Annotated in this window: 13 protein-coding genes; 7 read left to right on the plus strand and 6 right to left on the minus strand. The window is 58.5% G+C overall.

The window, feature by feature from the left end:
• Positions 1-85: 85 nt before the first annotated feature.
• The gene (gene yieE / locus C1Y43_RS13220; RefSeq protein WP_058769936.1) at positions 86-952 is read right to left on the minus strand and encodes a DNA-binding transcriptional regulator YeiE; all 867 of its coding nucleotides are present in this window, start codon (positions 950-952) and stop codon (positions 86-88) included.
• A gap of 9 nt (positions 953-961) precedes the next feature.
• The gene (locus C1Y43_RS13225) at positions 962-1,339 is read right to left on the minus strand and encodes a YkvA family protein (RefSeq protein WP_058757253.1); all 378 of its coding nucleotides are present in this window, start codon (positions 1,337-1,339) and stop codon (positions 962-964) included.
• Positions 1,340-1,445: 106 nt separating this feature from the next.
• On the opposite strand from C1Y43_RS13225, the gene C1Y43_RS13230 reads away from it, so the two are divergent.
• Both C1Y43_RS13230 and nfo read left to right on the plus strand, forming a co-directional pair.
• On the plus strand, positions 1,446-2,492 hold the full coding sequence (locus tag C1Y43_RS13230) for a YeiH family putative sulfate export transporter (RefSeq protein WP_104188502.1): 1,047 nt from the start codon (positions 1,446-1,448) through the stop codon (positions 2,490-2,492).
• 56 nt (positions 2,493-2,548) lie between these two features.
• Positions 2,549-3,394: a deoxyribonuclease IV gene (gene nfo, locus C1Y43_RS13235; protein WP_058775787.1), complete on the plus strand. Its 846-nt coding sequence runs from the start codon at positions 2,549-2,551 to the stop codon at positions 3,392-3,394.
• A 69-nt stretch (positions 3,395-3,463) separates the two neighbouring features.
• On the opposite strand, the gene fruA is transcribed toward nfo, so the two are convergent.
• The 4 genes from fruA to C1Y43_RS13255 form a co-directional block, all read right to left on the minus strand.
• Positions 3,464-5,170 carry a PTS fructose transporter subunit IIBC gene (gene fruA, locus C1Y43_RS13240; protein WP_104188504.1) on the minus strand — a complete coding sequence of 569 codons (1,707 nt, stop codon included), beginning with the start codon at positions 5,168-5,170 and terminating at the stop codon, positions 3,464-3,466.
• A 16-nt stretch (positions 5,171-5,186) separates the two neighbouring features.
• On the minus strand, positions 5,187-6,125 hold the full coding sequence (gene fruK, locus C1Y43_RS13245) for a 1-phosphofructokinase (RefSeq protein ID WP_104188506.1): 939 nt from the start codon (positions 6,123-6,125) through the stop codon (positions 5,187-5,189).
• A complete protein-coding gene (gene fruB / locus C1Y43_RS13250; RefSeq protein WP_104188507.1) occupies positions 6,122-7,252 on the minus strand; it encodes a fused PTS fructose transporter subunit IIA/HPr protein in 1,131 nt (376 codons plus the stop codon). The genes fruK and fruB overlap by 4 nt, the downstream gene beginning before the upstream one ends.
• Positions 7,253-7,529: 277 nt before the next feature.
• Positions 7,530-7,784: a YkgJ family cysteine cluster protein gene (locus tag C1Y43_RS13255; protein WP_104188509.1), complete on the minus strand. Its 255-nt coding sequence runs from the start codon at positions 7,782-7,784 to the stop codon at positions 7,530-7,532.
• A gap of 152 nt (positions 7,785-7,936) precedes the next feature.
• On the opposite strand from C1Y43_RS13255, the gene yeiP reads away from it, so the two are divergent.
• From yeiP to C1Y43_RS13280, 5 genes are all read left to right on the plus strand, one after another.
• The gene (yeiP, locus tag C1Y43_RS13260) at positions 7,937-8,509 is read left to right on the plus strand and encodes an elongation factor P-like protein YeiP (protein ID WP_031280049.1); all 573 of its coding nucleotides are present in this window, start codon (positions 7,937-7,939) and stop codon (positions 8,507-8,509) included.
• Between the two features lie 99 nt (positions 8,510-8,608).
• Positions 8,609-9,583 carry a GTP-binding protein gene (locus C1Y43_RS13265; protein ID WP_021509262.1) on the plus strand — a complete coding sequence of 325 codons (975 nt, stop codon included), beginning with the start codon at positions 8,609-8,611 and terminating at the stop codon, positions 9,581-9,583.
• 46 nt (positions 9,584-9,629) lie between these two features.
• Entirely contained in the window at positions 9,630-10,337 is a 708-nt protein-coding gene (locus C1Y43_RS13270; RefSeq protein WP_104188511.1) for a phosphatase PAP2 family protein, read from the plus strand.
• Positions 10,338-10,851: 514 nt separating this feature from the next.
• Positions 10,852-11,427 (plus strand): bifunctional murein DD-endopeptidase/murein LD-carboxypeptidase, encoded by a 576-nt coding sequence (gene mepS, locus C1Y43_RS13275; RefSeq protein ID WP_031280047.1) that lies wholly within the window; start codon positions 10,852-10,854, stop codon positions 11,425-11,427.
• Between the two features lie 227 nt (positions 11,428-11,654).
• The gene (locus C1Y43_RS13280) at positions 11,655-13,220 is read left to right on the plus strand and encodes a cyclic di-GMP phosphodiesterase (protein ID WP_104093086.1); all 1,566 of its coding nucleotides are present in this window, start codon (positions 11,655-11,657) and stop codon (positions 13,218-13,220) included.
• Positions 13,221-13,244 lie beyond the last annotated feature (24 nt).

The raw sequence follows: 13,244 nt of genomic DNA on the forward strand, positions 1-13,244 counted from the left end.
TGCACTGTATAGCATTCGCCTCGGGTTATTAGTTACCTTCATAATCGGCCGGGAATTATTAGCCACAGCACAGGGCAGACTGCGGCTATTCCCGGCAATAGGCGAGGAAGCGGCTCAGCGCTTTCGACAGATGTTTCTGCCGGTGATGGATGCGATACAGGGTGCGCGTCAGGCGCGGCAGGGGCACCGGCACTTCCTTCAGCGTGCCCGCCTCAAGCAGATCGGCAATCACCCGGCGCGATAAGCAGCTGATGCCCATGCCGTGGCGCACCGCGTGTTTAATCGCCTCCGAGTTGCCTAACTCCATCCCCAGCTGAAACTGCGGCAGGTGTGACAGCAGCAGGTAATCGACAATCTCACGCGTACCGGAACCGCGCTCGCGCAGGATCCACGGCGCAGCGGCCAGCGTCTCCAGCGTCACCGGCTGCTGTAACAGCGGCGCATCCGGCGCGGCGAACACCACCAGTTCATCTTCCAGCCACGGTTCGCTGATGATATCCGGCTCATGGCACGGCCCTTCAATCAGGCCAATGTCGACGCGAAAATCGGCCACCGCATTGATGGCGTCCTGGCTGTTGCCGACGCTCAGCTCCAGCGGCAGCGTGGGAAAATCGCGGCGATACGCGGCGATCATCCCCGGCAGCAGATAGTTGCCGATGGTGCTGCTGGCAAACAGGCGAATCGCTCCGTTGTCTTCTTTAAACAGCTGTTCGATCTCAATCGCCTGCTCCAGCAGCCCGACCGCACGCGGATAGAGCAGCCGGCCGTGCTCGTTGAGCACCAGCCGTTTGCCGACGCGGTCAAACAGCTGTACACCGAGCTGACTTTCCAGATCGGCCAGGGCCGCGCTGACCGCCGACTGCGACAGCGCCAGCACCTGCGAGGCCTGAGTAGTTGAGCCGCTTTTCAGCACCTCGGTAAACACTTCAATCTGACGCAGCGTAATGTGCATGCGTGCTCCTTACATGGCGTACCGCTTCACCAGATAGATCACCACCGCCAGCCAGATCAGCAGCATCAGAATCAGGCCGCTCCAGCTGACGATCTTTTTGCCGCGCGCCCGCTGCACCTCGGCGCGTTCGGCGCTGCTGATGCGCACGTCGCGCGGCAGCAGACGCAGCAGGATCATCACGCCAAGCGGGATGATAATCGCGTCATCCAGCAGGCCAATAATCGGGATGAAGTCCGGAATCAGATCGATGGGGCTGAGCGCATAAGCGACGATGCCAAACGCCAGCAGCTTAAACCACCACGGCGTACGCGGATCGCGACAGGCAAACCACAGCGTCAGCACGTCCCGTTTGATGAGCTTCGCCCAGCGGCGCAAGCGCATGAACATTGTTGCCCTTCCTTATCACTTATTCCGGTTGATTATAAATATATTATCAATTTCACTTTTAAGCCAGCCAGGCGCACGCTAAAGCCTCACTGAGGAGAAGCGTATTATGGCTGAACTAAGCGTCAACAAAACCCCTTTTCATGTTCATCGCTGGCTGCCGGGACTGCTGCTGACCGCCGCCATCGCCGCAGGCGCCGCGTGGCTGGCCAGTCAGCCGTGGCTGGCGGGCGCGGGATTCGGCGCGCTGACGCTGGCCATCATTATCGGCATCGTGCTGGGTAATAGCCTGTATCCCCGCGTTGCGACACCGTGTGACAGTGGGGTGATGCTGGCCAAACAGCGACTGCTGCGACTCGGCATCATTCTTTACGGCTTCCGCATCACCGTGCAGCAGATCGCCGATGTCGGCGTCAGCGGCGTGCTGATTGATGTGCTGGTGCTGAGCTCAACCTTTCTGATCACCTGCCTGATCGGGATCCGTTTACTGAAAATGGATCGCGAAACCGTGTGGCTGATTGGTGCCGGCAGCAGCATCTGCGGTGCGGCAGCGGTGCTGGCAAGTGAACCGGTGATCAAAGCCGCACCGTCGAAAGTGGCGGTCGCGGTGGCCACCGTGGTGCTGTTTGGCACCGTCGGCATTGTGCTGTACCCGTTTATCTGGACGCTGCTGCCGCAGGTCAGCGCGCAGCACTTTGGCGTCTTTACCGGCTCGACGCTGCACGAAGTGGCGCAGGTGGTGGCGGCTGGCCATGCGATGGGCGCGGAAACGGAGAACACGGCGGTGATCGCCAAGATGCTGCGGGTGATGATGCTGGCACCGTTTCTGCTGATCCTCGGCAGCTGGCTGCAGCGCCAGCGCAGCCACCAGCGTCAGGCACAGCAGCCGATCCGCTTTCCGTGGTTTGCCCTGCTGTTTATTGTGGTGGCGCTGTTTAACTCGCTGCATCTGCTGCCACCGCCGGTGGTAGCGGGACTGAATCAGCTGGCGAATCTGCTGCTGGCGATGGCGATGGCGGCGCTGGGCTTAACCACCCGTTTCGGCGCGCTGAAGCAGGCGGGCGTCAAACCGCTGCTGCTTGGTCTGCTGATGTTTATCTGGCTGATTCTCGGCGGCGGCGCACTGAATGTGCTGGTGCAACATTTCATGGCGTAAGCGCATCCGCTATCATGGGCGTTTTGCATCAGCAATCGCCCATTCAGGAGAGCGGCATGAAATATATCGGCGCACACGTAAGCGCATCCGGCGGCGTAGACCAGGCAGTGATCCGGGCCCATGAAATCGAAGCCACAGCCTTTGCGCTGTTCACTAAAAATCAGCGCCAGTGGAAAGCCGCGCCGCTCTCTGCGCAGGTGATCGACGCCTTTAAAACCGCCTGCGATCAATACAACTTCAGCGCCGCGCAAATCCTGCCGCACGACAGCTATCTGATTAACCTCGGCCACCCGGTGATGGACGCGCTGGAGAAATCGCGCGAGGCGTTTATCGATGAGATGCAGCGCGCCGAACAGCTTGGTCTGACGCTGCTCAACTTCCATCCCGGCAGCCACCTGCAGCAGATTGATGAAGATGCCTGCCTGAAGCGCATCGCCGAGTCGATCAACATTGCGCTGGATAAAACCCACAACGTGGTAGCGGTGATTGAGAATACCGCCGGTCAGGGCAGCAACCTCGGTTTCCGCTTTGAACACCTCGCGGCGATTATTGACCACGTCGAGGATAAATCGCGCGTCGGCGTGTGCATCGACACCTGCCACGCCTTCGCTGGCGGATATGATTTACGCAGCGAAGCTGCCTGTGAAGCCACCTTTGCCGAGTTTGAGCGCGTGGTGGGCTTTCAGTATCTGCGCGGTATGCACCTGAACGATGCCAAAAGCACGCTCGGCAGCCGCGTGGATCGCCATCACAGCCTTGGCGAGGGCAACATTGGCAAGACCGCGTTTAGCTGGCTGATGAAGGATGCGCGTTTTGACGGTATCCCGATGATTCTCGAAACCATCAATCCGGATATCTGGAAGGATGAAATTGCCTGGCTGAAGGCCGAGCAGCAGGCGTAACGGGTTTCACCGGGGCCTGTCGCCAATAACAAAGGGAGCCGCGGCTCCCTTTGTTGTTCCTGGCTGCCGTTACGCGGCTTTGACCAGTTCCTCTTCCGGACGTTTCAGAATCGCATAGCCCAGACCCGCAATCAGCGTACCAATCACAATCGCCAGCAGGTAACCCAGTACCGGCGTAATGGCGCCTGGAATCAGCAGGACGAACAGCCCGCCGTGCGGCGCCATCAGTTTGGCACCCATCGCCATGGAGATCGCACCGGTCACTGCGCCACCCACGATACAGCATGGCAACACGCGCATCGGATCACGCGCCGCAAACGGAATGGCACCTTCGGAGATAAAGCACAGGCCGAGTACCAGCGCGGCTTTACCGCCCTCCTGCTGACCTTTATTGAACTTACGACGCGCTACCAGCGTTGCCAGCCCCATCGCCAGCGGTGGCACCATACCGGCCGCCATGATTGCGGCCATCGGCGCGTAGGTTTGCGAACTCAACAGACCAACACCAAAGGCGTAAGCCACTTTGTTCACCGGACCGCCCATGTCGGTACACATCATGCCGCCCAGAATCGCGCCCAGCAGGACCGCGTTAGCGGTGCCCATGTTCGCCAGCCAGCTGGTCAGGCCGCTCATGATGCCGGCAACCGGTTTGCCTACCACGTAAATCATCAGCAGGCCGGTAATCAGACTGGCCACCAGCGGAATGATCAGAATCGGCTTCAGCGCTTCCATACTTTGCGGCAGCTTCACTTTGCTGCTCAGCAGTTTCGCGGCGTAACCGGCGATGAAACCGGCGATGATGCCGCCAAGGAAACCGGCGTTGATGCTGGTGGCGATCATGCCGCCAATCAGACCCGGCGTCAGGCCCGGACGGTCAGCAATCGAGAAGGCGATAAAGCCCGCCAGCACCGGCACCATCAGCGCAAAGGCGCTGCCGCCACCGATCTGCATCAGCGCCGCGGCTAAGGTGCCCTGCTCTTTGAACGCGGTAATCCCAAAGGCGAATGACAGCGCAATGCTCAGACCGCCGGCGACCACCATCGGCAGCATATAAGATACGCCAGTCAGCAGATGCCGATAGGCACCGGCTTTCTCTTTGCTGTCGCTCTGGCTGGCTGCCGCCTGGTTGCCGGAAGGCTGCCAGACTTTGGCTTCCGCCTGCGCTTTATCCAGCTCCTGTGCGGTTTTCTTCAGCGCCAGACTGGTGGAGGTGCGGTACATCGGCTTGCCGGCAAATTTCGCCAGGTCAACGTCGATATCCGCCGCAACGATCACCAGATCGGCCGCCGCCACTTCTTCCGGGGTGATCGGGTTGCCGGCGCCGACTGAGCCGCGGGTTTCCACTTTTACCCACCAGCCGCGTTTGCTGGCTTCCGCCTCAATCGCCTCGGCTGCCATGAAGGTATGCGCCACGCCGGTCGGACAGGCAGTGACGGCCACAATACGTTTCTGCCCGGCGCTCTGCGCCGGTGCACTTGTCGCCGGTGTCGCCGGGGTTGCCGCAGCCGGCTGCCACGGTTGCGCCGCATCTTTAGCCAGCGCCAGTGCCGCCTGCGGATCGCGCAGCGCCTGCTGCACATCCACGAGGGCAACGGACTTGCCGGCGAGCTGCGCGTTGTCGGTAATCTGCTGGCCAATCACCAGCACCAGTTCGGCATCCGCGGCGCTGTCGACCAGCGTCAGTCCTGCCTGCCCTGCCGCCGCCTGTAGACGTTCCGAGGCTAAATGGCCTGATGCCAGGCCGAGTGAAGAATCTTTTATCAGCAGCGTTTTCATTATCGCTCTCCTGCTGTTAGTTAACGGGTTGTAAGTCGACGCGCGCCATCATCGCGGCCAACTGGGTACGATCGGTCACGCCGACGTTGCTCTGGCTGACGGCCATGGCCGCCACCGCCGTCGCCAGACGCAGCGTGTGTTCACTGGATTCCCGCATCAGCAGGCCATAAATCAGGCCGCCAACCATCGAATCTCCGGCGCCTGCGGTGCTGACCACTTCACACGCAGGCGGTTTGGCGATCCATTCGCCAGAGGCATTGACCCACAGCGCGCCTTCCGCACCGAGGGAGATCACCACGTGGGCAATGCCCTGCTCGCGCAGCTGGTGCGCGGCGTCAATCACATCCTGCAGCGTCGGCAGCTTGCGGCCAGCCCAGATCTCCAGCTCGCGGCGATTGGGTTTTACCAGCCACGGTGCCGCTTTCAGACCGGCCACCAGCGCTTCACGGCTGCTGTCAAAAATGATGCATGGGCAGTGGGTGCGCAGATCGCTCATCCATTTGGTGAACGCGTCCGGCGCAACGCCCGCTGGCAGGCTGCCGCTGACGCACACCATATCGAACTGGCCCAGCCAGGTCAGCGAGTCGGCGGTGAAGCGGTCCCAGTCCTGTGGCGTGACGTCAAAGCCCGAGAAATTGAGGTCGGTGACGTCGCCGTCTTTTTCCGTCAGCTTAACGTTAATGCGGGTACGGCCCTGCACCACCTGAAAACGGTTAGCGATGCCGAGTTCGCTGAACAGCTGCTGAAAGCCGTCCTGATTCTCTTTACCGAGGAAGCCGCCGACGGTGACGTCGATGCCGAGATCTTTCAGCACTTTGGCGACATTGATGCCTTTACCCGCAGCGTGCAGCCCGGTGGTTTTGACCAGGTTAACTTCGCCGCGCTCGATCTCCGGCGTGTAGCCGACCAGATCGTACGCCGGATTCAGGGTGATAGTGGCAACGCGACGACTCATGCTGCCCCCTCGCCCAGACCGCTATTAATGGCTTCTTCGATAGCGTGCAGTGCCTGCTGCGCATCGTCACCGCTGGCGGTGAAGCGCAGACGATGGCCTTTCTTCACGCCCAGCGCGACCACCTTCATCAGGCTGCGCCCGTTAGCCGGCTTACCGCTGCCGTCGAGATTGGTCACGGTGATATCGCTGTTGAACTGCTTGATCACGCTCACCAGCGCGGTGCCCGGACGCGCATGCAGACCGTGCTCGTTGCGGATGGTGAATTCCGCGGTTAAGACGTCCGCAGCTTCATCAACTTCGCTGGTCAGCAGCGCGAGAATGCCTGCCGCGTCCGCCTTCAGCAGGCGTTCAGCCTGCTTGTTCAGCAGCAGATTGCTGAGGTAACCCAGCACCTCAAGCGGGCGCTGATCGGTGGCGGCGACCGTCAGCAGCAGCGCTACCGGTTCGCCCTGAGGCGTCAGCGGCGTCGCGCTGCGGCTCACTGCCACCGCGCTGTTGAGGTTGCCGTGCGTGCTGTCGCTCAGCCAGATGCCCTGACCGAGGCTGAGCGGCGCGTGCGAGACAACGTCCGCGACAAAGCTGGCGTCAACGGCACCGGCCGCCTGCAGACGACCGGCGTTCAGCGCCTGCAGCGTCATCAGATCGCTGGCGGCCACGTCAGTGGCGATCAGCGACGTATCGAACTGGAATTCAGCGGCCTGCTTTTCACCCATCAGCAGCGCGCGCAGCTCTTCAGCAGAGGCAGATTTCAGCTGCTCCGCGATGCTGTCATCGCTTAATACGTGGGTCAGCTGGCGCAGCAGCGCGAGGTGCTCGTCAGATTTGGCGGCAATGCCGATGGCGACGTACGCCGTCTGGCCATCGCCCCAGTCCACGCCCTGCGGGAACTGATAAACCTGCACGCCGGTTTTCAGCACCAGATCGCGGGTATCGGTGGTGCCGTGCGGAATGGCAATGCCGTTGCCGAGAAAGGTGGTGGTTTGCTGTTCGCGCGCCAGCATGCCGTCGACGTAGCCTTCGGCCACATTTCCGGCCGCAGTAAGCGCAGCGGCAACCTGACGAATGGCCTGTTCTTTATCGGACGCGCTGGCGCCGGTGTGAATGGCCTGAACTTCGAGCTGGAACATATTTCTCCTCGCTTGCTGAAAGTGAATCGTTTCAGCCTGATGGCGAAAAAATACGCTGTGCGACACGGACTTAGCCGGGAGGACAACGCTGAAACGTTTCAGGGAATATGGTACAGCACCCGATTACAGGCAAGAAAATGCGCAATCGGCGTAGCAGATTTTTGATGCTCCGCACACTTCGCGGCGGATTTAGGATTTTTCACAGCGGGCGCGCTGACGCGTTGCTGTAACGCGGCACCTGCGACGAGCGTGCTGTTCAGCTCGCGTCAGCTTAAACTCAGGGCGCGGTATCGGCTTCCAGCTGCAACAGGTAGATCATGGCGTCGGCGCGGCTGCTGCCGCACATCTCCACCTGTGGCTGTAAACCGGCACACACCGCCGGACGCAGCGGCGAACCAAAGATCTTGCAGCGCTGCTGTTCGTCGAGCTGAACGCAGCGGGTATTGGCCGGTTTGCCGTCAGGCATACCGGGAATGGGGGAAGAGATGGAGGGGGCTGTGCAGCAGGCACCGCACTGGTCTCGACATAACATCATGCGCTCCTGCAAAGATTAGCGGCCGACAATAGCAGTCTGCACCGCGGAATTCCATGCGCGACCAACAATTTTCACCGGCCTCACTTGCCTGTTTTTCACCGCGCGAGTAAGTTGGCGCGCATCTACCTGGTTATAGCGAGTCAAGCATTATGCCAAAGGCAAACGAAATCAAAAAAGGAATGGCCGTCACCTGGAACGGTAAACTGTTGCTGGTGAAGGATATCGATGTCCAGAGCCCAAGCGCGCGCGGTGCCGCCACGCTGTACAAGATGCGTTTCACCGATGTACGCACCGGCCTGAAAGTTGAAGAGCGCTTCAAGGGTGACGACATTATTGATGCCATCCAGCTCAGCCGACGCGCGGTGACCTTCTCATACATCGACGGCGACGAATACGTGTTTATGGATGACGAAGATTACACGCCGTACAGCTTTAAAAAAGATCAGATCGAAGAAGAGCTGCTTTTTATTCCGGAAGGCGGCATTCCCGGTATCCAGGTGCTCACCATGGATGGTCAGGTGCTGGCGCTGGAACTGCCGCAGACGGTAGACATGGAGATTGTTGATACCTCACCTGGCATCAAAGGGGCATCCGCCAGTGCGCGCACCAAACCGGCGGGCATGAGCACCGGGCTGTCGATTCAGGTGCCGGAGTACCTGAGCAATGGCGATCGCATCCGTATCCATATTGCCGAGCGTCGTTATATGGGACGCGCCGATTAAGCGCACGATTTTCTCCGGCGGCGGTTGATTGTTATAGTATAACAACAGCCTGCGCGCCGGATGCGGTTGTCCGGCGCGGCTATTTTAACGGAGTAAATCATGACGCGCGTGAACCTGATTACCGGTTTTCTCGGTAGCGGTAAAACCACCACCCTGTTACATCTGCTGGCGCACAAACCGGCCAATGAAAAGTGGGCCATTCTGGTCAACGAGTTTGGCGAGATCGGCATTGACGGCGCCCTGCTCGCCGACCGCGGCGCCACGCTGAAAGAGATCCCCGGCGGCTGCATGTGCTGTGTTAACGGCCTGCCGCTGCAGGTTGGGCTGAATATGCTGCTGAAGCAGACCCAGCCGGACCGCCTGATTATCGAACCTACCGGTCTTGGCCATCCCAAACAGTTACTGAATATGCTGCGCGCGGCGGTCTATCAGCCGTGGATCCGCGTGGACGCCACGCTGACGCTGCTCGATCCGCGTCAGTTAGCCGATACGCGCGTCACGGAGAATGAAAACTTTCGCGACCAGCTGATCGCCGCAGACATCATCATCGCCAACAAGAGCGACAAGTGGGATGCGGAAGATCGCCAGCGGCTGGCGAGCTGGCAGCAGCAGCATTTGGGCGACCGTCAACTGGTGGAAGCCAGCTGGGGCAACATTGATCCGGCGTTGCTGAGTCAGCCGGCATTGGCGGATCGTGCGGTACCCGATGCCGCGCATCATCATCATTCGCCACGCCCGCAGGGGCTGGCGGCGCTGAAACTGGAAGGCGAAGCGCGCTGGCGTCGTGCGTTAAATGAAGGTCAGGGCTATGCTTCCTGTGGCTGGATTTTCGATGGTGACACGGTGTTCGATACTATTCCGGCTTTAGAGTGGGCGCGGCTTGCGCCGGTGGATCGCGTGAAAGGCGTGCTGCGTACCGCTGACGGTCTGGTCAGCATTAACCGTCAGGGTGAAGACCTGTTCATCGAAACGCGCCCGGTCACGCCGCCGGATAGCCGTATCGAATTGATCCACCATCAGGCCACCGACTGGAACGCCTTGCAGACTGCCCTGTTGAAGATTCGTTTAAATTAGCTGCGGTAGGTTTGCCCGTTATTTTTTTTCCTTTTGAGTTACTTTTATGCGCACTTCTCGTTTGATTACCATCCTGCTGCTGAATGCGCTGGGTGTGATGCTATTTATGTCGTGGTATCTGCCGCCGGAGCACGGGTTCTGGTTCGCTCTCGACAAAGGCATCTTTTTTGGCTTTAACGACCAGATGGTCGACCATCACGGCTTTGCGCTGCTGGTGGCGATCACCAATTTCCGCGGTTTTGATGCGGTGTCGCTGCTGGCGATGGGCCTGCTCTATCTGTGGTTCTGGCGCCGCGAAACGCCGCAGGGCCGACGTCGTATGCTGGCGATTGGTATCACCATGCTGCTGACGGCGGTGATTCTTAACCAGCTGGGCCATCTGCTGCCGGTTAAGCATGCCAGCCCGACGCTGTTCTTTGATAACGTGCATCGCGTCAGCGAACTGACCGGCATTCCGGCAAAAGATGCGTCCCGAGACAGCTTCCCCGGCGACCACGGCATGATGCTGATTATCTTCGCCTGCTTTATGTGGCGCTATTTCGGCTTCCGCGCCTTCCTGATGGGCCTGCTGATTGTGGTGGTCTTTTCCCTGCCGCGCGTGATGGCGGGTGCGCATTGGTTTACCGATATTGCGGTCGGTTCGCTGTCGGTGGTGCTGGTGGGCCTGAGCTGGTGGTTATTAACACCGGCCAGCGACAAACTGGTGAACTGGCTCTATCGTTCGCTGCCCGGAAAATATAAACCCCAGTCGTAATTGTTTAGCGCGGGCGATTATTCCCTGTTTTTAAGATCGCCTGCGCTTATTTAATCCTGCAATAAATTATTAGCGGCCTAAGCGTTTTCTGATAAAAGAAAAACCTATGCGTCAAATCGTCTGACAATGGCGTTATTCCTGGCCTGTCCAGTCAGAACCCTCTTAAAATCTCCCTTAGCGCCAGAATTAGCCGCTGTTCCTGCGGTTAATTGACGCTTAAATCGCTACCAGTTGTTGATAAAGTAACCGTTGTGTTACAGATTGATTTCACATCAAAAAAACCTATAAAAATTTATATAAAAGCACTCGCCACGCGGTCTGTAATCGGTTAACCTCAACTCCGATTACTACCGTGCAGCATAAAATTCGGTACCTTAAGCAACAAAAATGTGTGCATTAACACATTTTAGTAATTAAGGAATTGTCTTAGAGGGTCGCACTTATTAATCTCAACCCGTTTTGTCATCTGGCTGGCGACATTCTGTCGTAAGGACATCGAAGGAAAACACGTACAATGGTCAAGTCTCAACCAATTCTGAGATACCTCAGGCGGATTATTCCCGCAGTAGCATTAGCAACCCTCTTATCGGCATGTAGCAGTACCCATAACGGTCAGAACGCGAATAACGAGAATCATGAAGTTAACAACCAGAATGGTTTTTTACTTCAGGCGTCTCAGGACGAATTTGAACAAATGGTGCAGAACGTGGACGTTAAGTCCCGCATCATGGAGCAGTACAGTGACTGGAAAGGTGTGCGTTATCGCTTAGGCGGCGACACCAAACGCGGCATTGACTGTTCTGCTTTTGTTCAGCGCACCTTTCGCGAACAGTTTGGTTTAGAGCTGCCGCGTTCCACATCGGAACAGCAGGACAGCGGTAAAGAGATTTCACGCAGTAAACTGCGTCCGGGTGATTTAGTGCTGTTCCGCGCCGGCTCCACCGGTCGCCATGTCGGCATCTATCTCGGCAACGACAATTTTGTACACGCGTCTACCAGCAGCGGCGTGATGATTTCCAGCCTTAACGACAGTTACTGGAAAAACCGCTACCGCGAAGCGCGTCGGGTACTGGCAAAAAACCCCAGTTAACCCCCTTCCTTCCTGATGTTCTCAGCCAGAGAATCTGAAAACGCTGCCCCGGCAGCGTTTTTTTTCGTCTGCGGTTGCTTAAGCCAAATCCGTGGCGGAAAAAGTAATTGTGAATCAAAAATATAACGAGACTTTTCGCGCAGCCTCGTTATATTCTCGTTGCCTTGAACCAGCACAGTTGTATGCGTTTTTATAATAAAAAGGGCAAGATCAGGGGAACCAACTCCATGCCACTGTCGGGGACGTTAAATCGTCATGCCAGCTACTCGCGGCGCATCGCCTGGAGTAGCGTAATTATTGGGGTCGCGTTTTTTATCCTGTTTGTCACCGTCCTGCTCACGCTGACCTGGCAAAAACGCGTCCAGCAACACCAGCAGCTGCTGGCTCACAGCCGTGACGATCTGCAACAGGTGATGTCAACCCTGGTCGAGAGCCTTTATCCACTGCAGCAATACACTCAGCTCAGCTGCAACAGCGTCAACCGTGAGCTGACCTCTCGCGCCGCCTTTGCCGGCAACATTCGCGCGATATTACTGGTACGCGACGGCAACGCTTACTGCTCTTCGGCCACCGGCGCATTTCTGCTGGCCGCCAGCGCCATTTCACCCGATTCAGAGCTGGAGCGCGACCGTGACGTCCGCCTGCTGCCCGGCACACCGCTGCAGCCCGCCAAACCAGCGCTGGCGCTGTGGCTGAAAAGTCCGGGAGCGAGCGAAACCGGCATCCTCGCCACCATGAACCTCAGCATGACGCCTTACCAGCTGCTGGCCTCTTACCATCCCGAAATCACGCGCATGGCGCTGGTGGCAGGCGACAGCGCGCTGCTCAGCGGCACCAGCCAGGTGGTGCGCAGCCGCGATTTGCCGCCCGCCCTCACCGACCTGACGCTTGATGACGGCAGCATGCGCTTTGTGCTTTACGGCAGCACGCTGGCCTCACGCGATTACACGCTGGCGTTGCTGACCGGCCTGCTGCTGGCGCTGCTGGTTGCCGCAATCAGCTGGCTGCTGCTGTCGCTGCATCAGCGACCGGGACGTGAAATCCTGCTTGGCATCCGGCGCGGTCAGTTTCACGTTGAGTATCAGCCGCTGGTAACGGCACACAACGGCAAACCCTATGGCGTTGAAGCGCTGCTGCGCTGGACTCACCCGGTTGAAGGCATGATCCCCCCTGATGTATTTATCAGCCACGCCGAAGCGCAAAACCTGATTATTCCTCTGACCCAACATCTGTTCAGCCTGGTAGCGCGCGACGCGCGTTTTCTCTGTCAGCAACTGCCGCGCGGCACCCGTCTCAGTCTGAATATGTCACCGCAGCATCTGGCATCGGCCAGTTTTCGCCGCGACGTGCAGGCGTGGATCGCCAGTATGCCCGCCGATCATTTTAACTATGTATTTGAAATCACCGAGCGCACCATGGTGCGGGAGAAGAACGCCGGCGAAATCTTCGCCTGGCTGCATGAACACAATTTCAAGATTGCCATCGATGATTTCGGCACTGGCCATAGCGCGCTGATCTACCTGGAAAAATATCCGTTCGACTACCTGAAAATCGATCGCGGCTTTGTGCAGAGTATCGGCACCGAAACCGTAACCTCGCCGGTGCTTGACACCGTGTTGCTGCTGGCAAAGAAACTCAACCTGAAAACCGTGGCGGAAGGGGTGGAAACCGGCGACCAGGCGGCCTGGCTGGTTAACCGGGGCGTCACGCATCTGCAGGGGTATCTGTTTAGCCGCCCGCTGCGCCCGGAAAAGCTGATCAGCTACTATCAGAGCCAGGCCAGTTTGGGTTAACGTCACGTACCGCGCATGAAACTG

The sequence above is a fragment of the Pantoea sp. ICBG 828 genome (assembly GCF_002928355.1).
Taxonomy (GTDB): domain Bacteria; phylum Pseudomonadota; class Gammaproteobacteria; order Enterobacterales; family Enterobacteriaceae; genus Pantoea; species Pantoea dispersa.

Coding starts and splice junctions, on each gene's coding strand:
- yieE (WP_058769936.1), bottom strand. CDS start 952: ATGCACATTACGCTGCGTCAGATTGAAGTGTTTACCGAGGTGCTGAAA.
- C1Y43_RS13225 (WP_058757253.1), bottom strand. CDS start 1,339: ATGTTCATGCGCTTGCGCCGCTGGGCGAAGCTCATCAAACGGGACGTG.
- C1Y43_RS13230 (WP_104188502.1), top strand. CDS start 1,446: ATGGCTGAACTAAGCGTCAACAAAACCCCTTTTCATGTTCATCGCTGG.
- nfo (WP_058775787.1), top strand. CDS start 2,549: ATGAAATATATCGGCGCACACGTAAGCGCATCCGGCGGCGTAGACCAG.
- fruA (WP_104188504.1), bottom strand. CDS start 5,170: ATGAAAACGCTGCTGATAAAAGATTCTTCACTCGGCCTGGCATCAGGC.
- fruK (WP_104188506.1), bottom strand. CDS start 6,125: ATGAGTCGTCGCGTTGCCACTATCACCCTGAATCCGGCGTACGATCTG.
- fruB (WP_104188507.1), bottom strand. CDS start 7,252: ATGTTCCAGCTCGAAGTTCAGGCCATTCACACCGGCGCCAGCGCGTCC.
- C1Y43_RS13255 (WP_104188509.1), bottom strand. CDS start 7,784: ATGTTATGTCGAGACCAGTGCGGTGCCTGCTGCACAGCCCCCTCCATC.
- yeiP (WP_031280049.1), top strand. CDS start 7,937: ATGCCAAAGGCAAACGAAATCAAAAAAGGAATGGCCGTCACCTGGAAC.
- C1Y43_RS13265 (WP_021509262.1), top strand. CDS start 8,609: ATGACGCGCGTGAACCTGATTACCGGTTTTCTCGGTAGCGGTAAAACC.
- C1Y43_RS13270 (WP_104188511.1), top strand. CDS start 9,630: ATGCGCACTTCTCGTTTGATTACCATCCTGCTGCTGAATGCGCTGGGT.
- mepS (WP_031280047.1), top strand. CDS start 10,852: ATGGTCAAGTCTCAACCAATTCTGAGATACCTCAGGCGGATTATTCCC.
- C1Y43_RS13280 (WP_104093086.1), top strand. CDS start 11,655: ATGCCACTGTCGGGGACGTTAAATCGTCATGCCAGCTACTCGCGGCGC.